The sequence below is a fragment of the Micromonospora sp. IBHARD003 genome (assembly GCF_056106285.1).
The window spans coordinates 400,010-426,028 of sequence record NZ_JBWBBX010000001.1 but is presented as its reverse complement, the minus strand read 5'-3'; the positions used below and the strand labels follow the sequence as shown (position 1 = coordinate 426,028).

At 72.5% G+C, this 26,019-nt stretch carries 19 protein-coding genes; 14 read left to right on the top strand and 5 right to left on the bottom strand.

The window, feature by feature from the left end; genetic code table 11:
* Nucleotides 1-73 precede the first annotated feature (73 nt).
* The 3 genes from tdh (at nucleotide 74) to ACTWOL_RS01695 (ending at nucleotide 3,344) form a co-directional block, all read left to right on the top strand.
* Complete coding sequence (gene tdh, locus ACTWOL_RS01705) at nucleotides 74-1,102, top strand: L-threonine 3-dehydrogenase (protein WP_474293538.1); 1,029 nt, start codon at nucleotides 74-76, stop codon at nucleotides 1,100-1,102.
* Between the two features lie 131 nt (nucleotides 1,103-1,233).
* Complete coding sequence (locus tag ACTWOL_RS01700) at nucleotides 1,234-2,433, top strand: glycine C-acetyltransferase (RefSeq protein WP_474293536.1); 1,200 nt, start codon at nucleotides 1,234-1,236, stop codon at nucleotides 2,431-2,433.
* Nucleotides 2,430-3,344: a LysR family transcriptional regulator gene (locus tag ACTWOL_RS01695; RefSeq protein ID WP_474293534.1), complete on the top strand. Its 915-nt coding sequence runs from the start codon at nucleotides 2,430-2,432 to the stop codon at nucleotides 3,342-3,344. The genes ACTWOL_RS01700 and ACTWOL_RS01695 overlap by 4 nt, the downstream gene beginning before the upstream one ends.
* A 37-nt stretch (nucleotides 3,345-3,381) precedes the next feature.
* On the opposite strand, the gene ACTWOL_RS01690 is transcribed toward ACTWOL_RS01695, so the two are convergent.
* The 3 genes from ACTWOL_RS01690 to ACTWOL_RS01680 form a co-directional block, all read right to left on the bottom strand.
* Nucleotides 3,382-4,170 carry a GNAT family N-acetyltransferase gene (locus tag ACTWOL_RS01690; protein ID WP_474293532.1) on the bottom strand — a complete coding sequence of 263 codons (789 nt, stop codon included), beginning with the start codon at nucleotides 4,168-4,170 and terminating at the stop codon, nucleotides 3,382-3,384.
* An 89-nt stretch (nucleotides 4,171-4,259) separates the two neighbouring features.
* Nucleotides 4,260-5,549: a pyridoxal phosphate-dependent aminotransferase gene (locus tag ACTWOL_RS01685; RefSeq protein WP_474293530.1), complete on the bottom strand. Its 1,290-nt coding sequence runs from the start codon at nucleotides 5,547-5,549 to the stop codon at nucleotides 4,260-4,262.
* Between the two features lie 163 nt (nucleotides 5,550-5,712).
* Nucleotides 5,713-8,643 carry a helix-turn-helix transcriptional regulator gene (locus tag ACTWOL_RS01680; protein WP_474293528.1) on the bottom strand — a complete coding sequence of 977 codons (2,931 nt, stop codon included), beginning with the start codon at nucleotides 8,641-8,643 and terminating at the stop codon, nucleotides 5,713-5,715.
* A gap of 557 nt (nucleotides 8,644-9,200) precedes the next feature.
* On the opposite strand from ACTWOL_RS01680, the gene lanL reads away from it, so the two are divergent.
* The 6 genes from lanL to ACTWOL_RS01650 all read left to right on the top strand — a co-directional run bounded on the left by lanL (nucleotide 9,201) and on the right by ACTWOL_RS01650 (nucleotide 16,313).
* Entirely contained in the window at nucleotides 9,201-11,993 is a 2,793-nt protein-coding gene (lanL, locus tag ACTWOL_RS01675) for a class IV lanthionine synthetase LanL (protein WP_474293526.1), read from the top strand.
* Nucleotides 11,994-12,105: 112 nt separating this feature from the next.
* Nucleotides 12,106-12,270: a hypothetical protein gene (locus ACTWOL_RS01670; RefSeq protein ID WP_474293524.1), complete on the top strand. Its 165-nt coding sequence runs from the start codon at nucleotides 12,106-12,108 to the stop codon at nucleotides 12,268-12,270.
* Between the two features lie 6 nt (nucleotides 12,271-12,276).
* Entirely contained in the window at nucleotides 12,277-12,381 is a 105-nt protein-coding gene (locus ACTWOL_RS01665; RefSeq protein WP_474293522.1) for an ALQxL family class IV lanthipeptide, read from the top strand.
* Nucleotides 12,382-12,424: 43 nt separating this feature from the next.
* Entirely contained in the window at nucleotides 12,425-12,538 is a 114-nt protein-coding gene (locus ACTWOL_RS01660) for an ALQxL family class IV lanthipeptide (protein ID WP_474293520.1), read from the top strand.
* Between the two features lie 119 nt (nucleotides 12,539-12,657).
* Nucleotides 12,658-14,547 carry an ABC transporter ATP-binding protein gene (locus ACTWOL_RS01655; protein WP_474293518.1) on the top strand — a complete coding sequence of 630 codons (1,890 nt, stop codon included), beginning with the start codon at nucleotides 12,658-12,660 and terminating at the stop codon, nucleotides 14,545-14,547.
* Complete coding sequence (locus tag ACTWOL_RS01650; protein ID WP_474293516.1) at nucleotides 14,529-16,313, top strand: ATP-binding cassette domain-containing protein; 1,785 nt, start codon at nucleotides 14,529-14,531, stop codon at nucleotides 16,311-16,313. Before ACTWOL_RS01655 ends, ACTWOL_RS01650 begins: the two co-directional genes overlap by 19 nt.
* A gap of 29 nt (nucleotides 16,314-16,342) precedes the next feature.
* Here the strand turns inward: ACTWOL_RS01650 and ACTWOL_RS01645 are convergent, their stop codons facing one another.
* On the bottom strand, nucleotides 16,343-19,264 hold the full coding sequence (locus tag ACTWOL_RS01645; protein ID WP_474293514.1) for a helix-turn-helix transcriptional regulator: 2,922 nt from the start codon (nucleotides 19,262-19,264) through the stop codon (nucleotides 16,343-16,345).
* A gap of 279 nt (nucleotides 19,265-19,543) precedes the next feature.
* Between ACTWOL_RS01645 and ACTWOL_RS01640 the strand changes: the two genes are divergently transcribed.
* Genes ACTWOL_RS01640 through ACTWOL_RS01630 form a run of 3 tightly spaced genes read left to right on the top strand, consistent with a single transcriptional unit; the run spans nucleotide 19,544 to nucleotide 22,205 of the window.
* The gene (locus ACTWOL_RS01640) at nucleotides 19,544-20,317 is read left to right on the top strand and encodes a CPBP family intramembrane glutamic endopeptidase (RefSeq protein ID WP_474293512.1); all 774 of its coding nucleotides are present in this window, start codon (nucleotides 19,544-19,546) and stop codon (nucleotides 20,315-20,317) included.
* A gap of 14 nt (nucleotides 20,318-20,331) precedes the next feature.
* Nucleotides 20,332-21,609: a sensor histidine kinase gene (locus ACTWOL_RS01635; protein ID WP_474293511.1), complete on the top strand. Its 1,278-nt coding sequence runs from the start codon at nucleotides 20,332-20,334 to the stop codon at nucleotides 21,607-21,609.
* Nucleotides 21,561-22,205 (top strand): LuxR C-terminal-related transcriptional regulator, encoded by a 645-nt coding sequence (locus ACTWOL_RS01630; protein WP_474293509.1) that lies wholly within the window; start codon nucleotides 21,561-21,563, stop codon nucleotides 22,203-22,205. Before ACTWOL_RS01635 ends, ACTWOL_RS01630 begins: the two co-directional genes overlap by 49 nt.
* A gap of 5 nt (nucleotides 22,206-22,210) precedes the next feature.
* Here the strand turns inward: ACTWOL_RS01630 and ACTWOL_RS01625 are convergent, their stop codons facing one another.
* Nucleotides 22,211-23,860: an acyl-CoA synthetase gene (locus ACTWOL_RS01625; RefSeq protein WP_474293507.1), complete on the bottom strand. Its 1,650-nt coding sequence runs from the start codon at nucleotides 23,858-23,860 to the stop codon at nucleotides 22,211-22,213.
* Between the two features lie 232 nt (nucleotides 23,861-24,092).
* On the opposite strand from ACTWOL_RS01625, the gene ACTWOL_RS01620 reads away from it, so the two are divergent.
* Entirely contained in the window at nucleotides 24,093-24,893 is an 801-nt protein-coding gene (locus ACTWOL_RS01620; RefSeq protein WP_474293505.1) for a crotonase/enoyl-CoA hydratase family protein, read from the top strand.
* 162 nt (nucleotides 24,894-25,055) lie between these two features.
* Complete coding sequence (locus ACTWOL_RS01615; protein WP_474293503.1) at nucleotides 25,056-26,018, top strand: Zn-ribbon domain-containing OB-fold protein; 963 nt, start codon at nucleotides 25,056-25,058, stop codon at nucleotides 26,016-26,018.
* Nucleotide 26,019: the final 1 nt, after the last annotated feature.

Sequence of the window (26,019 nt, the reverse complement as noted above, 5' to 3'; positions counted from 1 at the left end):
ATTGGTGCGCGTTCCCCGACCGAGCATCTCGCCTGGTCAGCACGTCCCTCCCCGCAATGCCTGGAGCCGCACCATGAAGGCACTCGTCAAGCAGTACGCCGAGCCCGGGCTGTGGCTCATGGACGTGCCGGAGCCGGAGTACGGCCCCGGCGACGTGCTGATCAAGGTCCTCCGTACCGGCATCTGCGGCACCGATCTGCACATCCGCTCCTGGGACGGCTGGGCCCAGCAGACGATCTCCACCCCGCTCGTCGCCGGCCACGAGTTCGTCGGTGAGGTCGCGGCGATCGGCTCCGACGTGCAGGACATCGCCGTCGGTGATCTGGTCAGCGGAGAGGGGCACCTCGTCTGCGGGAGGTGCCGCAACTGTCTGGCGGGCCGCCGCCATCTGTGCCGCAGCACGATCGGGCTGGGTGTCGGGCGCGACGGGGCGTTCGCCGAGTACGTGTCCCTGCCGGCGTCCAACGTGTGGGTGCACCGTACCCACGTCGATCTCGACGTCGCCGCGATCTTCGACCCGTTCGGCAACGCCGTGCACACCGCGCTCTCCTTCCCGCTGGTCGGCGAGGACGTCCTGATCACCGGCGCCGGACCGATCGGCATCATGGCCGCGGCCGTCGCCCGGCACGCCGGCGCCCGCAACGTCGTGGTCACGGACGTCAGCGGGCCGCGCCTCGAACTGGCCCGCAAGGTGGGCGCCACCCTCGCCGTCAACGTCGCCGAGTCCTCCATCGCCGAGGCACAGCACGTGCTCGGCCTGAAGGAGGGCTTCGACATCGGCCTGGAGATGTCCGGCCGCCCCGAGGCGGTCCGCGACATGATCGACAACATGACCCACGGCGGCCGGATCGCGATGCTCGGCCTGCCCGCCCAGGAGTTCGCCGTCGACTGGTCCAAGATCGTCACCTCGATGATCACCATCAAGGGGATCTACGGCCGTGAGATGTTCGAGACCTGGTACGCGATGACGGTCCTGCTGGAGGGCGGGCTCGACCTCGGCCCCGTGATCACCGGGAGCTACGGGTACCAGGACTTCGACGCGGCCTTCGACGAGGCCTCCACCGCCCGCAGCGGCAAGATCATCCTCGACTGGACCGCATAATCTCTCCGGGCCCGGTCCTCCCCCCGGCCCTTCGGATCACTCGCCGGTCCGCACACCACCGCAGGCCCGTTCGGCCCCACAGCACTCGCCCGCAGCGACCAAGCAGCACTCGCCCTCAGGGAGACCCACACATGTACGCGTCCGTACGCGACGACCTCCGTGCCACCCTCGACGAGATCCGCGCCGCCGGACTCCACAAGCCCGAGCGTGTCATCGGCACACCCCAGTCGGCCTCCGTCGCCGTCACGGCGGGCGGCGCCCCCGGTGACGTACTGAACTTCTGCGCCAACAACTACCTCGGCCTCGCCGATCACCCCGAGGTCGTCGCCGCGGGCAAGGAAGCGCTGGACCGCTGGGGTTACGGCATGGCGTCCGTCCGCTTCATCTGCGGCACCCAGGAGGTCCACAAGGAGCTGGAGAGCCGCATCTCCGCCTTCCTCGGCCAGGAGGACACGATCCTCTACTCCTCCTGCTTCGACGCCAACGGCGGGGTCTTCGAGACCCTGCTCGGCCCCGAGGACGCCGTCATCTCCGACGCCCTCAACCACGCCAGCATCATCGACGGCATCCGCCTGTCGAAGGCCGCCCGCTACCGCTACGCCAACCGGGACATGGCCGAGCTCGAGACCAGGCTCAAGGAAGCCTCGGAGAGCGGCGCGCGGCGCAAGCTCGTCGTCACCGACGGTGTGTTCTCCATGGACGGCTATGTCGCGCCGCTGACCGAGATCTGCGACCTCGCCGACCGCTACGACGCCATGGTCATGGTCGACGACTCGCACGCCGTCGGCTTCGTCGGCCCCGGCGGCCGCGGCACCCCCGAGCTGCACGGCGTCATGGACCGGGTCGACATCATCACCGGCACGCTCGGAAAGGCCCTCGGCGGCGCCTCCGGCGGCTATGTCGCCGCCCGCGCCGAGATCGTGGAGCTGCTGCGCCAGCGCTCCCGTCCGTACCTGTTCTCGAACTCCCTCGCCCCGGTCATCGCCGCCGCCTCCCTCAAGGTCCTCGACCTGCTGGAGTCCGCCGGCGACCTGCGCGAGAAGCTCGCCGCGAACACCGCGCTCTTCCGCACCAAGATGACCGAGGCGGGCTTCGAGATCCTGCCGGGCGACCACGCGATCGCCCCGGTCATGATCGGCGACGCCGCCGAGGCGGGCCGCATGGCCGAGCTGCTCCTCGAGCGCGGGGTGTACGTGATCGGCTTCTCCTACCCGGTGGTGCCGATGGGCCAGGCCAGGATCCGCGTCCAGCTCTCCGCCGCGCACTCCACCGAGGACGTGGAGCGGGCGATTGCCGCCTTCGTCGACGCCCGGGCGACAATGGCTGGGTGATCGACCCGCGCAGGCTCCGCATTCTGCGCGCCGTGGCGGACCACCGTACGGTGACCGCCGCGGCCGCAGCGCTCTATCTGACCCCCTCGGCCGTCTCCCAGCAGCTCGCCGCGCTGGAGCAGGAAACCGGCCACACCCTGCTCATACGCAGCGGACGCGGTGTGCGCCTCACCGCAGCGGGCGAGATCCTGCTCGGTCACGCCCACACCGTGCTCGCCCAGCTCGAGCGGGCCGAGGCCGAGCTCGCGGCGTACGAAGGCGGCGCGGTCGGCGAGGTCACCGTCGCCTCCTTCGCGACCGGCATCGCCGAGGTCCTCGCCCCGGCGATCGGGCGGCTCGCCGAGGAACATCCGGGCATCCGGGTCAGGGTCAGGGACGCCGAAGGGGACGCGAGCCTGCCCATGGTGCTCGACGGCGAAGCCGATCTCGCCCTCGCGGTGGAGTACCGGGGCGCGCCCCGGGAGAGCGACCGCCGGCTCGCCCGCGTCCCGCTGTACGCGGAGCCCTTCGACGCGGTGCTGCACTGCGGGCACCCGCTGGCCGAGGGCGCGCGCGTGCGGCTCGCCGAGCTGGCCGACAGCGACTGGATCGGGCAGTACCCGGGCAACCCCTGCCATGACGTGATGCTCCGCGCCTGCGAGCTGGCAGGCTTCGAACCGCGGCTCACCCACTCCTCCGACGACTTCCGGGCGGTCGTGGCCCTCGCGGGCGCGGGAGCGGGAGTGGCCCTCGTACCGCGGTCCGCGCTGCGCGGCATGGAACTCAAGGACACGGTGGTCCTGCCCGTGGAGGGACCGGCCGCGACCCGCCGGGTCTTCGCGGCGGTGCGCCGCGGCGCCGAGACGCACCCGCTGCTCAGCACGGTCCTGCAGGCGCTGGCGCGAGCGGCGGCGGGGCTGTCCACCGGCTGACCGGCAACCGTGGGACGCGGGGCCCGCGGAGCCTCGGCTACGGCGCCATGGGCGGCCGGTGGACGTACGGCGTCGTCGTGCCCAGTGCGGTGAAGCCCAGACGCCTCAGGATCGGCCCGCTCGTGGGAAGGGCGTCCACCTGGAGGAAGCGGTGGCCGCGGGCCGCCGCGATCCGGGCTCGGAAGCCGACCGAGGCCCGGTAGATTCCCCGGCCCCGCCATTCGGGGAGCGTCCCGCCTCCCCACAGCCCCGCGAAATCCCGCCCCGGCGGCAACTCCACCCGCGATGACGCCACGGCTTCCCGGCCGGCCATCGCCACGACCGCCACCACTGTGGGCTCCGGAGCACCGATCCGGGCCAGCAGCCGGTCTCGCAGCCCGGGGGAGTCCGTCCCGAACACCCGCTCGTGGACCCGGGCCACGAGGTCGACTCCGGCCGCGTCGGTCACCTCCCGCAGTTCCACACCCTCCGGTACGCCGGTACCGACCGCGAGTTCGTCCGTGCCGGCGACCAGCAGGGTCTCCTCCGGCTCCGCGACGAACCCGGCAGCGACAAGGCGCTCCGCGAGATCCCCCGGCCGGTCGTGGCCGTACAGCTTCCACTCGCACTCGAGGCCGAGCGCGTCGTAGTGCCGCACCTGCTCGGCGATGGCCGCGTCCGCTGTGGACTCGTCCAGGTGCGACCAGAGGATCCCGTTCCAGCCGTGGGCGGGGGCGGTTTGCCGCACCACGTCACCGACCCGCTCCACCCGTGCCCCGGGGCCGTCGGCAGGGGCGTGCTGCCGCATCTGGTGGTCGTACTGCGCACGGACGGCTTCGTGATCCATCCCGTCACCCCAGCAGGGCCCGCCACCGCCCGGCAACCCACTTTCGCGAGACGGCGGCCGGCGGGCTCCTGGTCCCCGGCGTACGCGAGTCAGCCTCCGCTCACCAACCGGTCCACGGCCGGGGTACCGGAGCCGTAGGGCAGTGCCAGGGCGGGCATCGGACCGGGTCCCCGCGACGGCACCGATACCGGTCCCTGGTACCGCCCGGGGAACTGCCCCAGGACCTGCTCCTGCGGCGCGGCGTACAACGTGCGCTCGAGCCCCGCCACCAGCCGCTGTACATCGATCTGGGGGCGTACCACCAGCCGCAGGAAGCGGCTCGAGCTGCCGATCTTGTTTCCGCACTCCCGCACCAGGACGCCGTGCTCCTCCAGCAGCCGGTCGCGCAGCGCCGCCCCGTCGACACCTTCCGGGAGCCGCACGTAGACGAAGTTCCCCTGCGAGGGGTAGACCGTCAGCCCCTGCAGCCGGCTGAGGTGCCAGAGCATTTCCTGACGGTCGCGCTGCACCATCCGCAGGCTCTGCGTGTACTCCGTCCGGTGCTCCTTCAGCATGAAGACCACCGTCTCCGCGAAGGAGTTCAGGTTCCACTTCGGAAGCGCCGCACGCACCCGGCCGGCCAGTCCCGGATTCGCGACGAGATAGCCGAAACGCACCCCGTGCAGACCGAAGTTCTTGCCGAGGCTGCGCAGCACGATCGTGTTGGGGCGCAGTACGGCGTCGGCGACCACGCTCGAGTCCGCCTCCGCGTCGGCGAACTCCAGGAACGACTCGTCCACCACGACCAGATCCAGGTCCTGCAGCTGGTCCAGCAGTGCCAGGACACCGTGCCGGGGCAGCAGACCGCCGTCCGGGTTGTTCGGGTTGCAGATGACGGCCGTGCGCGAGCCGCGGCTGCGTACGAAGTCCACGAACGAGGCCGGGTCCAGGGCGAATCCGTTCGCCTCCGGCAGCGGGAACATGTCGACCCGCTTGCCGGTCTCCATCGGCTGGTCCGTCCACCGGCCGAACGTCGGCACCGGCACGGCGAGCGATTCGCGTACCAGCAGATGGTCGATCCAGGTGATCAGCTCGGTAGAGCCGTTGCCCATGGCGACGGTCTGCGGATTGAGGCCGAGGACCGAGCACAGCTCGGCGGTGATGGTGTCAGCACTGCTCGGGTAGTACGTGAGGATGTCCCTCAGCCGGCCACCGAGTTCCTCGAACATCTCGGGCGTCGGGAAGTACGGGTTGCAGGGGATGCAGAAGTCGGTGATCCCCTGCCCGTTTCCCGCCCCGCCCGGGCCCGCGGCCCCCGCCCTGCTGAGCGTGAAGTACGACGGGCTGTGCGCCGTGGACGCGCGGAAGAGCTCGGTGACGTTGCTGCCGGCTTCGGCCATGGGGGGTCCTCCGGAGGTGACTGGCTGCCGGGGAATACGTAAGCCCGGACGACCTTGCTCAACCCGGGGGGGTGAGGGGACGTCCGTATGGGTCGCAGTCGTCCGGGATCAGGGCCGTGCGAGTCACCGTCCTCAACCTCCTCGATCTCCTCAACCTCCGTCCTCAACGGCAGGACGGATCCGGCAGGCCCGCGAGAGCCGCGGGCAGCCCGGCCCGGGACGTGATGCGGAGCTTGCGGAAGATACGTGTGAGGTGGCCCTCCACCGTCTTGGCGGAGATGTAGAGGTCGGCGGCGATGCGGGTGTTGGTGAGGCCGCGGGCGGCCAGCTCCGAGATTCGGCGCTCCCGCTCCGAGAGGACGGCGCCGATGGGGTCGCGGTGGCCGTCGCGCGGCCTGCGGGCGCCGATGCGGCGCTGGGCGTCCACGGCGAGCGCGCCGAGGTGAGGGGCACCGAGCGCATCGGCGAGGTGCTTGGCCCGGCCGATGGCGGCCCCGGCCGCGTCCAGGCTGCGTGCGGTGGCGAGGTGGCGCCCGAGGAGAAGGCGCGCACGGAACTCCGCGACGGCGAGTCCGGCGTCGGCGAAACGGTCGGCGGCCTCGGACGACCACTCGGCGGCGGCCGCGGGGTCGTCGAGGACGAACGCCCTGGCGAGAGCGGCGTGGCCGTGTTGTCCCGGCAGGCCGGCGGACTGCGCGGCTTCGGCCGTGCGGGCGGCCCAGAGGCGGGCCGCGCGCATGTCACCGAGGGACGCCGCGGCCTCGGCCGCCGTGGAGAACCACAGGGGCCGCAGGGTGTGCGTGGACGGTGGGTGTTCCGATCCGATGACCGTGCCCAGGAGTTCGAGGCACTCGTCGGGACGGCCCTGGGCGAGGCGGAGGGGCGCGAGGACGGACGCGGACAGCTCCCACAGCCGTCCGCACCGGTCGACCGAGCGAAGGGCCTGCTCGACGACGGGAATCGCGGTAGCCGGGCCGCCTCGCACCGCCGTGATCGCCCCCCGCAGGGCCAGGGCGTGGCCGGTGAAGTCCGGCCGATCGATCAGCCGGGCGGTCTCCTCGGCGCCCGCCGCCGACGCCTCTCCGCCGTCGAGGTCGCCGAGCGCCTGCTGGGCGTGGGACCGGCACAGCAGCAGATACGGAAGGAGGAAGGTGTGCCCGGTCCGCCGTGCGACACGCACAGCGCGGACCAGGTGCCGTACGGCGTCGTGATGCCGCTCGGCCAGGACCTCGGCCAGCCCCAGCTGCCCCACTTCGTCGAGCAGGGCCTCCAAATCCACGTCGTCCATGGCGTCGATCGACGCGGCCGCCTCGCTGGTGCAGGCTCGCAAGGTCGCGGCCCGGCCGCTGTGGGCGGCCCCGAGGGCACGGCACGCGGCGACCGCCGTGCGCGTCCTGGGATCGGCCGGCGCGGGGCCGTCCGCGAGGAGGGCGAGGAGTGTCCCGAGCTGGGCGTCGGCCTCCTCGTAGCGCCCCAGGGCCATGCCCACGGTGGCGAGTTGCAGCCGGAGGGGGTTCGGCCGCGGATCGTCCGGCGGCCAGTGGGCGAGCTCCTCCTCCAGTACGCGCCCGGCCGTACGGGGGCTGCCGAGCACCCGCTCGACGACCGAGCGGAGCGCCACGATCGGAATGCGCTGATCGGGCCGGTCCCGCGGGACGAGGTCCAGGGCCTGGGCGAGGGCGTCGCGGCTGGCGGCGAGGTCACCGGTCATCCCGCTGGCGCGGGCCAGACCGAGCAGCAGACCGAGCCGCTCGCGGGCCGGTTCACCGGATCGCCGTGAGGCGCACAGGTCCAGGGCCGTTCGCAGCCAGGCACCCGCGATCGACGGTGCCGCGTGGAGGGTCAGGGTGGCCGCCTCGGACAGCACGCGGACGGCTTCCCTGTCGCCGGCCCGCGCCGAACGGGCGACGTAGGGCGCGCGCTCCACCGGCCCGGCTCCGCTGCGGCGCAGCGCACGGTCGGCCCGCCCGTTCGCGGCCAGCCACCAGCCGGGCGGTGTGTCCCACGACACCACCTCGCGGAGCAACGGGTGCCTGAACTGCAGCAGTTGGCGCACCTCGCCCCGCGGGCCCGGCGTGCTCACGGCCCTGACGAGATCCGCCGTGGCGAGCACGTCGAGCGCCTCCAGCGCGGCCGGGGACGGCAGGGCGGCGACGGGAGCGAGCAGCAGGGGGTCGAAGGGGTCGCCGAGCACCGCGGCGGCGCGCAGCACACACAGCTGGTCATCGGTGAGCAGCGCGCAGTCGCGGGCCAGAGCCGCCCGGAGGGTGTCCGGCAGGTCCGAGAAGCCGCCGGTGCGCTCGGCGGTCAGTTCGCTCAGCACCTCGAGGTAGAACGGATTGCCGCCGCCGGCCGTGTACAACCGGTCCCGCTGAGCGGGGGTCAGGCCGGTCCCGAGCAGGGCGTCGCAGGCCTTGCGGTCCAGTGGCGGGAGCGGAACACCGACCGTGCGGTACCCGGCGGCGGCCGTGCGAAGGGACGCGAGCAGTTTCGCCGGCGCCTGCCGGAGCCGGTGACCGCAGGCCAGCACCAGCGGGACCTGGGGCGGATGCCGCAGCACATGGTGCAGCAGTTCCAGCGTGCCCTCGTCGGCCCAGTGCAGATCGTCGAGACACAGCAGCACTCCGCGGCCGCGGTCCACGGCGGAGAGAAGCCGGGTGACGGCGTGGTGCAGAGTCTCCCGCCTGTCCCCGGTGAACGGTGACGTCGTCGTCCGTGCGCCCACCCCGCGGTGGCGCACCAGGTCCACAAGGGCCGCGGTCTCGTCGTCAGGCGCCCCTGGGGGCGACCCGTCCGGTGAACGGCGCTCGTGCGCGCCGAGTTCGACGCACCGGCGGACGGGATCGGCGAACGCCCCGAAGACGCGCTGCTGTTCGAACTCCGAGGCGCGGCCGGAGAGCGTCACCAGTCCCTCGGCGCGGGCCAGAGCGCCGAGTTCGTCCAGCAGCCGCGTCTTGCCCAGGCCCGGGTCGCCGGTTATCTCGATCACCGACGAGGTACCGCCGACGCACGCGGCGATCGCCGAGCGCAGCAGTGCCGTCTCGTGCTCCCGGCCGACCAGTAACCGAGGACGGGAGCCCGCCGAGGCTTCCATCCGGCCCGCCCGATCTGCCCGACCTGCCCGACCTGACCGGCCGGGACGCTCCGGACGGTCCGCCGTCGCGGACCCGGTTGCCCTCCGACTCTGCTCCAACAAGCCTGCCTCGCCTTCTGCTTCGTCCGCGGACGGCATGGCCGTCGCCGGATTGCGACCCTCGTCCGTGGCCCCTCGCCCGGACGGTTGTGCCGTCCCGCGCGGCGGAACGGAACGTCTGACCCGATCGTCGGGCACGTAGTCATACGGAGGCATCGTGGTAATCACGCAGATCCGGCGCAGGTAGCGGGGGCGTCCCGTCCGGTTGCGGATTGCGGTTTGCGGTTTGCGGTTTGCCGCGCATCCTCGATGACCGGCCTTGCGCGAGACCGCCGCCGTGCCGTCCGCCGCCCCGGACACCCCCTGCGGACGAGTGCGGGTGCGCACCGAGGGGGTCCCTTGACCGCCCCGTCCGCACATCAGGGGTCGCTCCCTCATGCTGCGGCCCGCGCCCCCTGCCAGATTCGTCGCCGAGGTCGCCAAAGGGCGACGGGGCACCGGGAGGAGCGCGCGGTCTGATGCGGGAATTTCGCTTGCGGTGGGTCGTGGATGCCGTGCTCTCGGAGCGTCGGGCAGAGGGCTGGACGCTCACCGGGGACGACGTGTGGTGCCGTGCGGTGCCGGCGGACGGCGGGGCCGTGGAGCGGATCCAGGGTTGGAAGCTGCATGTATCCGCCACCCGGTTCTCCGCGCCGGAGGTGCTCCACCTGGTGGCGGGTCCGCTCGTCGACCACGGCTGCGCGTTCAAGTTCGCCCGGAGCATCGCGATGGTCGAGCAGATGACGGGTGGACGCTCCGACCGGGCCCAGTGCGGAAAGATCATCACCGTCTACCCGTCCGACGAGGACCAGCTGCGGATGCTCGCCGCCGAGCTGGACGACGCCACCGCCGGACTGCCCGGTCCGGCGATCCTGTCCGACCGGCCCCTGCGGCCCGGCAGCCTGGTGCACTACCGCTACGGCGCGTTCCGCGGTGTGCCGGTGCTGACCGACGACGGCGTCCACCAGGTGCGGGTCGCCGATCCGGACGGCACACCCGTGGAAGACCTCCGCAAGCCGTGGTTCTGCCCGCCTGCCTGGGCCGAACCGCTTTTCCCCCGACCGCCGCAGACACCTCCGGCCCGCACGTCCGGGCCGCGTCCGGTGCTGATAGCCGACCGCTACGAGGTACGCGAGGCCATCCGCCACACAGCCCGCGGCGGGGTGTACCGGGCGGTGGACCGCACCGACGGAACACCCGTGATCGTCAAGCAGGCCCGCGCCCACGTGGGGGTCCGTCTGAACGGCCAGGACTCGCGGGACGGTCTGCGGGCGGAGGCGGCGGCCCTGGCCACGCTGTCGGGAATCGCCGCAGAGCCGATCGACGTCATCGACCGGGACGGGCACACATTCCTGGTCGAGTCGCTGCTGCCCGGACGGACGCTGGCCGAGTGGGTCGCCCACCGGCTCGACGAGACGGGTCCCCTCACCGGGCTCGACCCGCACGAAGCCGTGCCGCTCGCACGGAAGCTGGCCGAGCTGCTGGCCCAGGTCCATGACCGGGGCCTCGTCTACCAGGACTTCACCCCGTTCAACATCATGGTGACCCCGGACGGCGAACTGAAGCTGATCGACCCGGAGATGGCGGCCGTGCCCGGAACGTGGGCCGTGCGCGGCCACACACCCGGGTTCGCGGCCCACGAGGTGCTGGCGAACCCCCGCCAGGGTCCGGCGCCGCAGCGGACGGCGGACCTCTTCTCCCTGGGCGCGCTGCTGTTCTTCGTCACGGCGGGCACCGCCCCGCTGTTCGGCGAGGACAAGCCCGAACCGGTCCCGGCGTACGGGCGGCTCAGTGCCCTGCTGACCGCCGTCGCCGAACACAACCCGGCCGCCCGGCTGCTGGCTCCCGCGATACGGGGGCTGACCGCGGACGCCCCCGAGGAGCGCTGGTCCGTCGAACGCCTGCGGACGTTCCTCGCCGGCGTCGCCCGAACCACCGTCCCCACGACGCCCGTCGCCCCTGCCACGGCGCCCCGGGCGGGCACGCCGGACGCCGCCCCCGACATACCGGACCGTGGCGCCCTGACCCCCGCCGAGCAGGAGCGGATGGCCGACGACGGCCTGGCCCACATCCTGGCCACCCTCGCCGGCCCCGCCTCCGACGCCCGTCGACTGTGGCCCAGCACCGGGTTCGGCGACGACACCGACCCCTGCAACGTGCAGCACGGTTCCGCGGGCGTCCTGAGCGTGCTCACACTGGCAGACCGCCTGCTCGGCCGAGAAGACCTGCACGAGGCCGTCGCACGGGTGGCGCGCTGGACGGACCGGCGCCGAAAGGCGGTGCCCCGACTGCTGCCCGGCCTCTACTTCGGGCGCTCCGGCACGGCCTGGGCGCTGTTCGACGCCGCACGCCGTCTCGGCGACTCCGAACGGGAACGGCACGCCGTCCAACTCGCCCTCGACATACCCGTGGTGGGGCCGAATCCCGATGTGTGCCACGGAGTCGCCGGAGCGCTCCTCGCACAGCTCCATCTGTGGCGCGGGACCGGACGCACGGAATTCCTCGACCGCGCGCGGGCCGCGGCGGACGCGCTGCTGGCGGCCGCCCTGAGGGAGAACGGCGGAGTGTACTGGCCCGTACCGGCCGATATGGACTCCGAGCTGGCCGGTATCACCCACCTGGGATTCGCCCACGGTGTCGCGGGGGTGGGCTACGCCCTGCTGGCGACGGCGCAGGCGACCGGCGAGGAGAAGTACCTGGACGCGGCCGTGACCGCCGGCGCCACACTGGCCGCCGAGGCCGAGCGTGGTCCCTGGGGGACCGGCTGGCGCAACGACCGCGCCGACGCGCCCGGCACGGGCATGCGGTTCCACTGGTGCAGCGGATCCTCCGGAGTGGGCACCTTCCTGCTGCGACTGTGGCGTGCCACCGGTGACACCGGCTGTCTGACCCTGGCGGAGGAGGCAGCCGCGGCGGTACGGCAGGTCATGTGGACATCGGGCACAGCGGCCTGCCACGGCCTCGCCGGCAACGGCGAGTTCCTGCTCGATCTCGCCGACGCGATCGGCGGCCCTTATCACGGTTGGGCCGAGGAACTGGCCGCGGCCATGGTCCTGCGCCATGCGGTCCACGGAGAACTCCGGCTGGTGCCCGACGAGTCCAACCGCACGGTCGCGGTCGACTACCACGTCGGTCTGAGCGGTGCGGTGGGATTCCTGCTGCGGCTGCGCCACGGAGGCGGCAGGCCCTGGATGGCCGACGGGCTCGCGACGGACGCCTTCTGTGAGGCCGTAGCCGGTCGCCCGGCCACGACGGCGGTCGGCGGACGATGAACACGTCGCCGTGTACGGCATCGGTCACGGCGGCCATCCTTCGCTTCTCGCCGGCGCCACCGAGCCCGGCGGTGGCTCCCTCCCGTTCCCTCGCCGCGAGGCTGGCCGCGCTGTGCAGCCGCGAGGCGCGGACCACCGCTACCTCGAACTCCCCGACCACGGCCACGCCGCCAACGGCGCGGCCGTCGGGGACCCGGTCACCGCCGAGGTGACCGGGCCCCTCACCGACGGCGGGTCCACCCGCCGCACACACCGACCGGCCGAAGAGAGGAGGTGATCAGCCATGGAACCGGACCTCGATGCCCTGCAGGAGCTCCCCGCCGACGAGGAGCAGTCCGGCTGCTGCAAGAGCAGCTGCTGTGCGACCTGCCCGACCTTCACCGTCTAGCGGGCGTTCTGCCCCGTCTCGAAGCGAGAGGAGGTGAACCATCGTGGAACTGGACCTCGACGTCCTGCAGGAGCTTCCCGCCGAGGAGGAGCAGACCGGAGGCTGCGACCGGACGGACATCACGTGCCCGCGGACCTGCGCCTTCTCAGCGGACTGAGCCGGTTCTCCTGCCGTCTCACGGCAGGAGAACCGGGGTCGTGCCGGGGCGCTCGCAGCGCCCCGGCACGACCGGCCCGCCACAGGCCTTCCCGTACGCCGACATCCCACGGAGGCACCATGCCCGCCCCAGGCCCTCTCCGGGCGATCTTCCAGGGCCCGCGGCGACAGCATCGAAGACCGCCCGGAAAGGACCTGACCGGCGGCCGGCTGCTCGCGGCCACGGCGCGACGCGTACGCCCGCGTCTGGTTCTGCTGACCATCGCGCTCGCCGTGAACTCCGGTGCCGGAGTGGCGATCCCGGTACTGCTGGCCGCGTGCGGCGACGCGGTGCTCCGCGACGAGGCCCTGCGGGGACCCGTCACGGCGCTCGTGGCCGTCCTGGTGGCGGGCGCCCTCGCCGAGGCTGCCGCCCTGCGGCTTTCGGTAACCACCGCGGCGGTGAGCACCGCCTGGCTGCGGATGTCGACGGTGCGCCGGCTGCTGGCCCTCGGCCCGGGTTCGCCGTACTCCGTGGGGGAGTCGGTGACGCATGTGGTGCAGTCGGCCCCGCAGGCGGCTTCCCTGCCTGCCGAGGCAGCCGAAGCCGCCGTATCCGCGCTCGGTTCGCTCGCGGCCCTGGTCGCGCTGTGGGTGGTCGACTGGCGCGCGGGGCTGGCCTTCACCGTGCTGTCACCGCTGATCGCCACGGTGGCCCGCAGATTCGTCGCCGAGGCGGGCGATGCCGAAGCCCGCTATCTCGACGCCCGGACGCGTATGGCGACCCTGCTGGTGACGGCCTTGTCGGGGGCACGCACCATCAGGGCGGCCGGCACCCTCGCGGCCGAGACGGAGCGCGTCGTCACCCCGCTCGGCGAGCTGTCCGCCGCGGGCCACGCGATCTGGCGCACCCAGCGCCAGGTCGTCTGGAAGATCGGGGCGCTGGTGGCCCTGACCCAGATCGCCGTGCTCACAACCGCGGGGCTCGACGTGGCCGCAGGACGGATCAGCCCCGGCGAACTGCTCGCCGTGACCGGATACCTGGCCCTGGCCACGCGCCTGCTCGACCAGATCGACATCGCGCTGAACCTCGCACACTCCCGGGTCGGCGCCTCCCGTGTCGCCGCCATCCTGGACGAGCCGGTGATCCAGGGCGGTCCCCGCCGCAGTCCGCCGCCCGACGGCGCCGTGTCGCTGCGCGGTGTGACCGTCCACCGCTCCGGCGAACGCGTCCTGGACCGGATCGATCTGGAGGTCCCGCACGGCGTTTCGGTCGCCCTGGTCGGCGCGACCGGATCGGGCAAGAGCCTGCTCGCCGCACTTCTGGGCCGGCTGGCGGAGCCGGACGAAGGCCAGATACGCGTGGGCGGTGTGCCCGTCTTCGCACTGGAGCTCGGCACCCTGCGCCGGACCGTGTCCTACGCTTTCGAACGCCCCGTCCTCGCGGGACGGACCCTGCGCGAGGCAATTCTGTTCGGCCGCCCCGAACTGCCGGGCCCTGCCGCCGAGGACGCGGCGCGCGCCGCACAGGCCGACCACTTCGTGCGCCGAATGCCCGGCGGCTACGACACTCCGGTGCGGCTCGCACCGATGTCCGGAGGCCAGCTCCAGCGCCTCGGCATCGCCCGCGCCCTGGCAAGCCCGGCACTGGTGTATGTCCTCGACGATGCGACATCCGGCCTGGACACCCTGACCGAGAGACAGATCGGCGACGCCGTGACCGCGCGGCTCGGCGACCGTACCCGCCTGGTCATCACCCACCGCGCGGCCACCGCGGCACGCTGTGACCTGGTGGCCTGGCTGCACGCCGGCCGCATCCGCGCTCTGGCTCCCCACGCGGACCTGTGCGAAGACCCTGACTACCAGGCCGTCTTCGCGCGCACCACTGTGCCTGCGCCTGCCGCTGCAGACGCCGCGGGCCCCGGGAAGCCGACCGTCCCGGACGCCCGTACCGGCCCCGCACCCGTCACTCCCACCGGCGTCCCGCACTCCACCGCCGACGAGGAGCGGCGATGCCCGGCCGACCGCTGACCACCCGGCCTCCCGGCCCGGCCGCACACAAACGCCGCCGCATGACGGCACGCCTCGGTCCGAGTCCCGCCGCGTCCGCCCTGCTCGTCGACTCGCTGCGGGGGAGTGGACGGCCACTGCTGCGGATAGCCGCCCTGTCGGCCCTGGAGGCGGCCCCCGCCCTCGCCTCCGGCTGGGTGACCGCCACCGCTCTCGACCAGGGCTTCCTGAAGCACCGTCCGGACATCGGAGTGGCCTGGCTGGCGGTTCTCGCCGTGCTGTACCTGGTACGCGCCGTCGCCGAGCGCGGCATGTTCGCCCCGATGGCCGCGGTGGTCGAGCCGATGCGAGACCGTCTCACCCGACGCGTCGTCCACAACTCCCTGGCCCAGGCGACCACCCTCGACCAGGCACCCGACACCGCGAGCGTGTCGCGGCTGACCGGCCAGGTCGACACCGTACGCAATCTGACCGCGACGCTGATGCGGACCGCCCGCCCGCTGGCCGTCACACTCCTCGCGGCGCTCGCCGGCCTTGCCGGGCTCGCACCCCTGCTCGCCGCCCTCGTCCTGGTACCGCTCACGACGGCGATCGCGGGGTTCCTGTGGACGATGCGACGGCTGACCGCACTGCGGCGACGCGCCCTGATCGCCGGGGAGGAGGTCGCCGGGTGCACCGGAGAAGTGCTTGCCGCCGCGCGCGACATCACCTCGCTCGGCGCCGAGCAGCAGGCAGCCGCGCTTGTCGAGATCCGGTCCGACGCGGCGGTCCGGGCCCTGGCGGAGGTCGGCCGCGCGGCGTCGCTGCGTATCACCGTGATCCTCGTCGGCGGCTACGTCCCCCTGGTGGGCCTGCTGCTGATCGGGCCCAGGCTCATCGAAGAGCGCGCCATCACCGCGGGCGCCCTGATCGGCGCGGCCACCTATGTCGCGGGATCCGTCGTCCCCGCACTGCAACTCATGACCCGTGCCGTCAGCGGCTACTGGAGCCAGCTCGGAGTGCTGCTGCACCGCCTGGCCGAGGCAGCCCCCGAGCCCCCGCCCGCCGCGCCGCCCACCGCCCCGGTACCACTCGCGCCCCCCGGCACACCCGAACTCGTGGCCGAACGGCTCACCTTCGCCTACGGACCCGGTGCGGATCCCGTGCTGAAGGGCCTGGACCTGCGCATCCCGTACGGCGACCATCTCGCGATCACCGGGGCCAGCGGTATCGGCAAGTCCACCCTCGCGATGCTCCTCGCGGGCATCCGGACCCCCGCGGCGGGCGCGGTCCTCGTCTCGGGCCGACCCGCCACCGGACTGCCCGAAGCACTGCGCCGCGGTCTCATCGCCCTTGTCCCGCAGGAGGCTTACGTCTTTGAGGGCACGGTACGGGACAACCTCCGCTACCTCGCCCCCTGGGCCGATGACACCGAGATCGCCCGTGCCGCCGCCGCGGTCGGCCTCACGCCGTTGCTCACCCGACTCGGCGGCCCGGACACCGTGATCGGCGACCCCGCAGGCACGCTCTCCAGCGGGGAGTGCCAACTGCTGGCCCTCGCCAGGACCTATCTCTCCGCCGCCCCGATCGTCATCCTGGACGAAGCGACCTCACACCTCGACCCCGCCGCCGAGGAGGTCGCGGAATCCGCCTTCCGGGCCAGGCCCGGCACCCTCGTAGTGATCGCCCACCGCTCGAGTTCCGCGGCCCGCGCCGATCGCGTCCTGCACCTCGACGGCGATCATGTCAGCCTCACCACCGTGTCTCCGTCCGCCGTCACCCCGGCCGCCGCCGGTCCCCCCGCATGACCGGCCCGCGCGCGCCACAAAGCCGCGACTCAGCCGCCGCCCGCCCGGGCGGCTCCGTCGAGCGACGCCGTGCGTGTGACAAGGCTGGCCAGGGCCGAACGCGACGGCACCCCGGCCTTCCGGTAGATCGCGGTCAGATGGGTCTCGACGGTACGCCGGCTGAGGTGCAGCCCCTGGGCGATGGCGTGGTTGCTCAGCCCCTGCGCCACCAGATGGGCGATCTCCCGTTCACGCACCGTCAGCAGGGCCAGCTCCGCCGGCACTTCCTGGTCGGCGTGACCTTCGCCGGCCGCCTGCGGACGCATCATGTCGGCCAGATCGACCAGCAGCCGTGCTCCGCCCTCGTCGGCGAGGCGCCGCGATCGCTGCCACATCGCGGCGGCACGCGGACCGTCACCCGCCGACTGCGCCAGGGCAGCCGCACGCAACAGGGAGTACGCCTCCCACAGCGCGGCCCCCAGGGCGGTGTACTCGCGCGCCGCCTCGTCGAGCAGACGCATGGCCGTACCGGTGTCGCCCCGGTGCTCGGCGAGCGCGGCCGACGCGCGCAGCGCCGCCGCACGCTGGCCGCCGAGCCCCAGCCGTTCGGCCTCCTCGGCGGCGCGGGCCGCCCAGCGCTCGGCCTCGTCCAGGCGACCGCCCGCGAGCGCGGTGGCGACGAGCAGCTCCAGCTGAGCGGGGCGTATCGACGGCTGCACCCGCCTCAGGTGTGCACCGCCGCCCGCCCTGAGGATGGCTTCCTCGGCGCGCTGCGAATCGCCGTGCACGAGTGCCGTCTGGCCGAGCATGCACCAGGCCAGCGAGGCCCACCAGCTGTCGCTCGCACCGGCCGTGGCGACGGCCTCCTCGGCGACCGCCATCGCCCGCGAGTCACCCAGCGGGGACGCCGCGAGCACGATCAGCGGCGCGAACGACAGGGTGAACGTCAGCAGTTCACTGTCCCCGACACCCCGCGCGATGGACTCCGCCTCATCGGCCGATTGGAGCGCGGAGGGCAGCCGGCAGGTGTTCAGATGCACATACGCCTTGCTCATCAGCAGGTGTGGCAGCAGATAGAGATGACCGCTGCGGCGGGCGATGGCCAGTCCGCGCTCGGCGTGCCGCTCCGCGTCGGCGTACCGCTCCAGCAGGGTCTCCGACCAGCTCAGCCACACCAGTGACTCGCACAGCTCGGTGAGGGAGGGGTCGGTCAGCCCGTCGACCAGCCGGGCCGCCTCGTCGGTGAACCGGAGGGCGGCCGCGGTCTCGCCTTCGTAGGCCTCCCCGAGCGCGCACAGGGCCAGCGCCGCGGCCTCACCGGTGCGGTCGTCGTGGTCCCGGGCGAGGGCGAGGGTCCGCGCCAGCTCGTCGCGTACGGTCGGGTAGGTCACGGTCATCAGCGCCGACATGCCCAGCGCGAGCCCCAGGGACACCGTCTGGCCCGGTGACGGTCCCGGGCTGCGCGACAGCTCACGGCGCAGCAGGGCGGTGGCCTCCGGCGAGTGACCGAGGCGCCGTTCCATCACGGCGCAGTGGGCGATGGCGTCCGCGCGCAGTGAAGGGTCTTCGGCGCAGAACGAGTTGATCACCTTGTGCAGCAGGTCGCGACTTTCCCGCAGATGGCCGCAGACGCCGAGGGCGCGGGCCCTGGCCAGGGTCAGCTCACCGCGTCGGCGTGCGTGTTCGGGCGTGCCGGGCAGCAGCCGCAGTACGACATCGAGCAGATGGGCGGCGGTCGCCGGGGCCGTGTGGGCGAGCTGGTCGGCCGCTTCGGTGAGCACCGCGGCCGCCGCCGGGTCCCAGCCGGTCAGCGACCGCTCCACATGGTGGGCGCGTTCCGCGGCGGACGCGCCGGACCGGGCCAGCTCGTCCGCGGCACGACGGTGCATCCCGGCACGCTCATGGGCCGCGGTGTTCTCGTACACCAGGGCTCTGAGCACCGGGTGCCGCAGCGTCAACCGGCCGCCGGGCGCGGGACGCAGCAGATCGCGCCGCGTCAGCGCACCGGTGACCTCGTCCAGTTCACAGGCGCTGAATCCGGTGGCGGAGGCCGCCATCGCCGGTGTCGCGTGATCGCCGAGCACCGCGACCGTCTCGACGGTACGGCGCTCGGAGCCGGTCAGCAGGGTGAGCTCGTCCAGCAGCAGCGAGCGCAGACCGCTCGGCACCCCGACGAGGTCGCTGTGCCGGGCGGCGCCGGAGCCTCCCGGCAGCGGCGCACCGCTGCGGTAGGCGTGGAGCAGCGACAGCAGATAGAGCGGGTTGCCTTCGCTGGCCGCGAAGAGCTCCGCGGCGTCACCCGGCGGCAGATCGGCGGCGAGTTCCCTGAGCGACTCCCGCTCGGGGAGCGGGGCCAGCTCCATGGGAAGCACGACACCGCTGTCGATCCCCCGGGTGAGCGCCGCGGTGAGCGAGGTCGGCGTCTGGCGGTCCCGGCGCGCCACGACGAACAGCACCCGGCCGCTCACCGGATGCCGCACGAGGTGGTCCAGCAGCTCCAGCGATGCCGGATCGGCCCAGTGCAGGTCGTCCAGGGTCACCAGCAGCCCGCGTTTCCCGGCACCGTCCGCGAGCCGGGCCAGCGTGCGCGCGACCGCACGGTAGACACCGAAGCGGTCGGCCGCGCCGGGCGCCGCATGCGAGACACCGCGCACCACGGGCGCCGCCTCCACGAAGGCGGCGTCGGTGCCATCGGCGGTGGCCGTGTCCACCAGGTCGTGCACATCGATGTCCGCGAACGCGTCCGTGAACGCCTGGAACGGGGTGTGCCGCTCGAACTCCGTGGCCCTGCCCCGCAGTACGAGCAGTCCGCCGCGCGCTGCCTTCGCGCACAGCTCGCCCAGCAGCCGGCTCTTGCCGATCCCGGCGTCCCCGGTGATGTCGACCACCCCGGGTCTGCTGCTCGCTCCGACACCTGAGACAAGCGAGTCGAGCCGCGCCAACTCCTCGGATCTACCGACCAGTTTCAACACGCAGTCACTATCGCACGACGCACCGACAACCTCTTTTGGCGTGCCCTCGATCTCGTCAGGCGCTTCCCGGAGGGGCCGCAGCGCGTGTGAGGCGCCCGCACCGACTGCCACGTGGACAGATCGAGGCAGTCCGACAGCCTCGTCCCGGACCCTTCACCTGCAACGCCGCGCCGGGGCACGACCGTGCTGTCGCACCACCCCGGGGGTGGTGCTGGGTACAGCCCACATGGGCAAGCAGGTGCAGTCCGCGCACGCCGGCCGTCCGGCATCGTCGACGTCATGCAGATGAGACAGCAGTGGAAAGCCCCGGCCGGATTCTTTCTGGCGATCGCCTTCGTGGCGGCCGGGACACTGGGAGCGGTCCAGCCGGCCACCGGTATCCCCCCGGAGGTCGTCCAACTGACCCAGTTCGGTCCGGCGCTGGCCGTGGCAGCGGCGGCCCTGCTGTGGCCTGCCCGGACTCGCGGGATGCTGGCCGGATCCCCGACGGGTACGGCCGCCCCGGGCCCGGCGTTGCTCGCCACGGCTCCCTGGATCATCCTCCTGTCGGCAGGCACGTACGCCCTTCTCACCGGTGGCGCTCATGCCACCGATCCGCGCGGCCTGCACCACCCCTTCCTCCTCGTCGTCCTCGCCCAACTGGTCGGCGCCTGCGGCGAGGAGATCGGCTGGCGCTGCTTCCTGCAGCCACTGCTGCGCACCCGTTTCGACCAGTTCACCGCGTCGGTCGTGGTCGGGGTGGTGTGGGGGCTGTGGCACGTTCAGGTGCTGGCCGGGAGCCCGGCCTACGCGGCGGGTTTCCTGCTGGCCACGACCGCGATGTCCGTCGTCCTCGGTGTGGCCCTGGACGAGGCACGGGGACTCCGGCGCCTGCTCTTCGCGGGCGGTTTCCACTGCCTGGTCAATCTGGGCATGCTCCTGTTCATGGACGAGGAGACGGGCCGGGCGGCGCCGATGGTGCTGTTCGGCCTGGCGTGCGCGACTGCTGCCCTGCCGTGGGTGTGGCGAGCACGGCGGAGCTCCGCGGTTAAGATCGCGGCGACGGCGGGATGAACGGGTCGGGGGACATGAGGGCGGTGCGTTTCGGGCGCGAGGAGTGGGTCGCCCTCGGACGCTGTCAGTTGCTCGGGCTGACAGGGTTCGCGGTGATCGGTGCCGGGATCCTGGCCGGTGGGGCGTTGCTGCTGCTGCCGATCGGGGTCGGTTTCTGGGCGCTGCCTCCGGCCGCCCGGCTCCTGCGCCGTGTCTGCGACCGGTACCGCAACCGCGCGGCCCGCTGGACCGGCCGTCCCCTCAGCCGTCCCGACCCCCTCCCACACGACACCTCGGCCCGCCGCGGCAGCGCCGCGATCCTCGCCGACGACGGCTTCTGGCACGAACTGCGCTGGGCGTGCCTGGAGCCGTGGGCGGGCGGAGTACTTGCGGCCCTACCGCTTGCCCTGGTCGGTTACGGGGCCTTCGGAGCGCTCGTCCAGCCCTTCGTGTGGCGCCGGCTGGGCGATGGCAACTGGTACGCCTTCGTGCCGGTCACCTCGACGGTCACCATGGTCACCGCCCTGCTGCTGGGCCTTGCCTTCTCGGCGGCCGGACTGCGTCTGGCGCCGTCTGTCACCACGCTGCACGCCCGTCTCACACATCGTCTCCTCTCCGCGCCGCGCAGTACCGAACTCGCCCGCCGCGTGACTCGCCTGGCCGACACACGAACCACTGCCCAGGACATCCACGCCGCTGAAATCGCCCGCATCGAACGGGATCTGCACGATGGTGCACAAGCCCGCCTCGTGGCCCTGGGGCTCACCCTGGACGATGCGACCCATCTACTGGACACGGACCCTCGGACCGCCCGCGCCCTTCTCGCCGACGTCCGCGCCACCTCTGAACGGGCGTTGCAGGACCTGCGCGACCTGGTTCACGGCATCCACCCTCCCGTCCTGGCGGACCGGGGCCTCGCCGACGCGGTCCGCTCACTGGCCCTGGAAAGCCACCTGGACGTGGATGTGGCCGTTGAGCTCCCTCCGGCACGCCTGCCCGCCCCCGTCGAGTCGGCGGCCTACTTCGCGGTGTCCGAACTCCTCACCAATGCGGCCAAACACGCGGCGGCGACCCGCGTCGACGTGGTCCTCACCCACCACGGCGGCCGACTGCGGGTGAGTGTGACGGACGACGGCCACGGCGGCGCGGACCCGGCGGCCGGTACCGGGCTGCCGGGCATCCGGCGCCGGTTGGACCCCTTCGACGGCACACTCGCCCTGCACAGCCCGCCGGGCGGACCGACCACAGCAACCTTGGAGATCCCGTGCGCGTCGTCCTCGCCGAAGACCTCTTTCTCCTCCGCGACGGCCTGACCCGCACCCTGCACGACCACGGCTGCCAGGTGGTCGCCTCCGTGGACAACGGCCCCGCGCTGGCACGGGCCCTCACCCGGACCGACCTGGACGTCGCGGTGATCGACGTCCGGCTCCCGCCGACACACACGGACGAGGGCCTGAGGGCGGCTCTTGAAGCCCGTCGCAGCCGCCCCGCACTTCCCGTCCTGATCCTCTCCCACTTCGTCGACCAGCTTTACGCCCATGAACTCCTCGCCTCCGGTGAAGGAGCCGTGGGCTACCTGCTCAAGGACCGAGTGACCCACACCGCCCAGTTCGTCGACGCCCTGCGCACGGTCGCGGCGGGGGGTACGGTGATGGACCCCCAGGTCGTGGCCAAGCTGCTGACCCGCAGCGGGAAACGGGGCCGCACCGACTCCCTGACCGGCCGCGAGCACGAGGTGCTCGCCCTGATGGCCGAGGGCCGCTCCAACACCGCCATCGCCCAGACCCTCCATGTGAGCGAGAGCGCGGTGGCCAAGCACATCGCGTCGGTCTTCGGGAAGCTGCGGATCGAGCAGTCGCCGGAGGACAACCGGCGGGTGCTGGCGGTGCTGGCGTATCTGAAGGGGTGAGCCGGTCAGCGCTCGGTGCCGGATGACCCGGGCGGTTCCTCCGCGTCCGCGGTCGCCACGGCCCGTGCCCACCGGTAGTCCGCCTTGCCGCTCGGCGAGCGCTGGATCACCGGCGTGAGGACCAGCTGCCGCGGGATCTTGTATCCGGCCAGCCGGGTGCGGCAGTGTGCCTGGAGGGTCCCGAGGTCGAGCGGATCCGCGCCCTCGCGCAGCTGCACCACGGCCGCCACATGACTGCCCCAGGTCGCATCGGGCACCCCGGCCACCAGTGCGTCGTACACGTCCGGATGCGCCTTGAGTGCCTGCTCGACCTCCTCGGGATAGACCTTCTCGCCACCCGTGTTGATGCACTGCGAACCGCGCCCGAGCACGGTGACGACGCCCTCCTCGTCCACCGTCGCCATGTCCCCGAGCAGCACCCACCGCTCGTCGCCCCGGCGGAAGAAGGTCTCGGCCGTCTTCGCCGGGTCGTTGTAGTAGCCCAGCGGTACATGGCCGCGCTGGGCGATGCGACCCGGCTCGCCGACGGCCACCGGCTCGTACGTGGCCGGATCGACCACCTGCGTACGGGCGTTGACGCGCAGCCGGAAGCCCTTGTCCGGCCCCGAGTCGTCCGTCGCCGTACCGTTGAAGCCCGACTCGGACGAGCCGAAGTTGTTGAGCAGCATCACGTTCGGCGCCAGCGCCGTGAACTGCTCCCGCACCGTCTCGGACATGATCGCCCCCGAGGACGAGACGCTGAACAGTGCGGACAGGTCCGTGCCCTTCAGCGGTCCGTTCAGTGCGTCGATCAGCGGCCGCAGCATCGCGTCCCCGACCAGGGAGACGCTGGTGACCCGCTCCCGCTCGATGGTGCGCAGCACCTCTTCCGGAACGTACTTGCGGTGCAGCACCACCCGCTGACCGAAGTTGAAGGCGATGAACGCGGTGAGCGTCGAGGTGCCGTGCATCAGCGGGGGAGTGGGGAAGAAGGTGATGCCGGCGCCGCCCGCGGCGACCCGCTCGGCGAGTTCCTCCGGGCGCCGCACCGGCTCACCGGTCGGCGCTCCGCCGCCGAGACCGGCGAAGAAGAGGTCCTCCTGACGCCACATCACGCCCTTGGGCATCCCGGTGGTACCGCCGGTGTAGATGATGAACTGGTCGTCGGCCGACCGGGGCCCGAAACCGCGCTCCGGCGAGCCGTCCGCCTCCGCATCCGCGAACGCCGTGCAGTCGAGGGCCGAAGCGCCCTGGGGCGGGGTCCCCACCCGCACCAGATGCCGCAGCTTCCCACTGCGCGGCGCGGCCGCCGCGACCCGCTCGGTGAACTCGGCGTCGAAGACGAGTGCCGCCAGATCGGCGTCGCGGTAGAGATAGACCAGTTCCTCTTCCACATAGCGGTAGTTGACGTTGACCGGCACGATGCGGGCCTTGAGGCAGCCGAGCACCGTCTGTACGTACTCGACGCCGTTGTAGAGATGCAGCCCGAGGTGCTCGCCCGGCTTCACTCCCGCGCCGGCGAGGTGGTGGGCGATCCGGTTCGCCGCGGCGTCGAGCTCCGCGTAGCTGTACCGGCGCTCCGCGCCCGTCCCCGGATGGTCGACGTAGACGAGCGCCTCACGGTCCGCGACCACGTCCACGACCGACTCGAACAGGTCGGCAAGGTTGTACTCCACCAGTCCTCCTTGGCTCCGGCCCGCACGGACTACTGCCTCGGGGCGGTCATTAGAGCGCCGCCGCTCGCAAGTGGGAAGGGTCCCGGCAGAAGAAATCTGACTGACTGTCAGGAAACTCTTGAAGTGCACCACGGGCTACTGCAACCTGTTCTAGTGCTGTGACCGGGTGGGCTTGCCGCGAGCCGGTGCACCCGTCCGGTCACAGCACCAGGTCTGAGTCGGGAGGACGGTCATGGCCGGTACGGAACACCTCACCGTGCGGCGCGAAGGCGCCACACTGGTGCTCACGCTCAACAGGCCCGAGGCGAAGAACGCGTTGTCGCTGCCGATGCTCGTCGGTCTCCACGACGGCTGGCTGGAGGCCGACGAGGACGACGGCGTACGCTCCGTCGTCCTCACCGGCGAGGGCGGCTCGTTCTGCGCCGGCATGGACCTCAAGGCCCTCGCCGGGAAGGGGATGGAAGGGGAGCGCTACCGGGGCCGTCTGAAGGCCGACCCCGATCTCCACTGGAAGGCGATGCTGCGCCATCACCGCCCCCGCAAACCCGTCATCGCGGCCGTCGAGGGCCACTGCGTGGCCGGCGGTACCGAGATACTGCAGGGCACCGACATCCGCGTCGCCGGTGAGGGTGCCACCTTCGGGCTGTTCGAAGTCAGGCGCGGACTCTTCCCCATCGGCGGTTCCACGGTCCGTCTCCAGCGCCAGATCCCCCGCACTCACGCACTGGAGATGCTGCTGACCGGCCGCCCGTACACCGCCACGGAAGCCGAGCGCATCGGGCTCATCGGCCATGTCGTCCCGGACGGCACGGCTCTGGACAAGGCCCTCTCCATCGCCGAACGCATCAACGCCTGCGGCCCGCTCGCCGTCGAAGCGGTGAAGGCGTCCGTCTACGAGACGGCGGAGATGACCGAGACCGAGGGTCTCGCGGCCGAACTCAAGCGCGGCTGGCCGGTGTTCGACACCGCCGACGCGAAAGAAGGCGCCCGCGCCTTCGCGGAGAAACGCGCCCCCGTCTACCGCCGGGCATAAGCGTCCGGGCCTGAGCGTCCGGGCCTGAGCATCCGGCCCGGCCGTCCGCACCGGCGGCCACCACCGGTCCCGGCGATCCCGTTCGCGCGCCGCGGCCGCCCCCTTCGGCGGGCAGAGCCGAGCGCCGGCCGGGCCCCGCCCCGCACCCACCCAAGGAGTCCCATGTCAGCCGGCCCCGCACCGGAGGTGCTGCGCGCACCCCTGGTCGTCGAGTTCCCCTTCACCCGCTCCCTCGGTCCCGTCCAGTCGGCCTTCCTCACCGGACTGCGTGAGCGCACCGTGCTCGGCGTGCGGACCGCCGGCGGCCGGGTGCTCGTCCCACCCGTCGAGTACGACCCGGACACCGCCGAAGAGATACGCGACCTCGTCGAAGTCGCCCCCACCGGCACCGTCACCACCTGGTCGTGGAACCCGGCCCCGCGCCGTGGCCAGCCCCTCGGAACCCCCTTCGCCTGGGTGCTGGTGAGGCTCGACGGCGCGGACACCGCGCTGCTGCACGCCCTCGACGTGCCCGGCCCCGACGCCGTGCACACCGGAATGCGGGTCCGTGTCCGCTGGGCCGCCGAGCGCGGCGGAGCGATCACGGACATCGCCTGCTTCGAGCCGTACGAGGGAAGCGCCCAGCCGACCGCGGCACAGCCGCACACCGGCGCGTTCGAGAACCCCGTCACCGGAATCGTCGCCCCCGCCCGGCTCGACTACACCTACAGCCCCGGCCGCGCGCAGTCCCGCTACATCCACGCACTCGCCGAGCAGCGCACCACCGGCGAACGCTGCCCGTCCTGCCGCAAGGTGTACGTCCCGCCCCGCGGCGCCTGCCCCACCTGCGGCGTGGCCACGGCGAAACAGGTCGAGGTCGGTCCGCGCGGCACCGTCACCACGTTCTGCATCGTCAACATCAAGGCAAAGAATCTCGACATCGAGGTGCCCTACGTCTACGCGCACATCGCACTCGACGGTGCGGACCTCGCCCTGCACGCACGCATCGGCGGCATCCCCTACGACCAGGTGCGTATGGGTCTGCGCGTCGAACCGGTGTGGACCGAAGGCGGCCGCCACCCCGACCACTACCGGCCCACCGGCGAACCCGACGCGGACTACGACACCTACAAGGAGCTGCTGTAGC

Bases quoted from the DNA above. Each gene is read 5' to 3' on its own strand.
- ACTWOL_RS01620 (WP_474293505.1), top strand. From the start codon at position 24,093: ATGGCCGGTACGGAACACCTCACCGTGCGGCGCGAAGGCGCCACACTG.
- ACTWOL_RS01680 (WP_474293528.1), bottom strand. From the start codon at position 8,643: ATGGAAGCCTCGGCGGGCTCCCGTCCTCGGTTACTGGTCGGCCGGGAG.
- lanL (WP_474293526.1), top strand. From the start codon at position 9,201: ATGCGGGAATTTCGCTTGCGGTGGGTCGTGGATGCCGTGCTCTCGGAG.
- ACTWOL_RS01615 (WP_474293503.1), top strand. From the start codon at position 25,056: ATGTCAGCCGGCCCCGCACCGGAGGTGCTGCGCGCACCCCTGGTCGTC.
- tdh (WP_474293538.1), top strand. From the start codon at position 74: ATGAAGGCACTCGTCAAGCAGTACGCCGAGCCCGGGCTGTGGCTCATG.
- ACTWOL_RS01685 (WP_474293530.1), bottom strand. From the start codon at position 5,549: ATGGCCGAAGCCGGCAGCAACGTCACCGAGCTCTTCCGCGCGTCCACG.
- ACTWOL_RS01640 (WP_474293512.1), top strand. From the start codon at position 19,544: ATGCAGATGAGACAGCAGTGGAAAGCCCCGGCCGGATTCTTTCTGGCG.
- ACTWOL_RS01665 (WP_474293522.1), top strand. From the start codon at position 12,277: ATGGAACCGGACCTCGATGCCCTGCAGGAGCTCCCCGCCGACGAGGAG.
- ACTWOL_RS01650 (WP_474293516.1), top strand. From the start codon at position 14,529: ATGCCCGGCCGACCGCTGACCACCCGGCCTCCCGGCCCGGCCGCACAC.
- ACTWOL_RS01635 (WP_474293511.1), top strand. From the start codon at position 20,332: ATGAGGGCGGTGCGTTTCGGGCGCGAGGAGTGGGTCGCCCTCGGACGC.
- ACTWOL_RS01655 (WP_474293518.1), top strand. From the start codon at position 12,658: ATGCCCGCCCCAGGCCCTCTCCGGGCGATCTTCCAGGGCCCGCGGCGA.
- ACTWOL_RS01690 (WP_474293532.1), bottom strand. From the start codon at position 4,170: ATGGATCACGAAGCCGTCCGTGCGCAGTACGACCACCAGATGCGGCAG.
- ACTWOL_RS01700 (WP_474293536.1), top strand. From the start codon at position 1,234: ATGTACGCGTCCGTACGCGACGACCTCCGTGCCACCCTCGACGAGATC.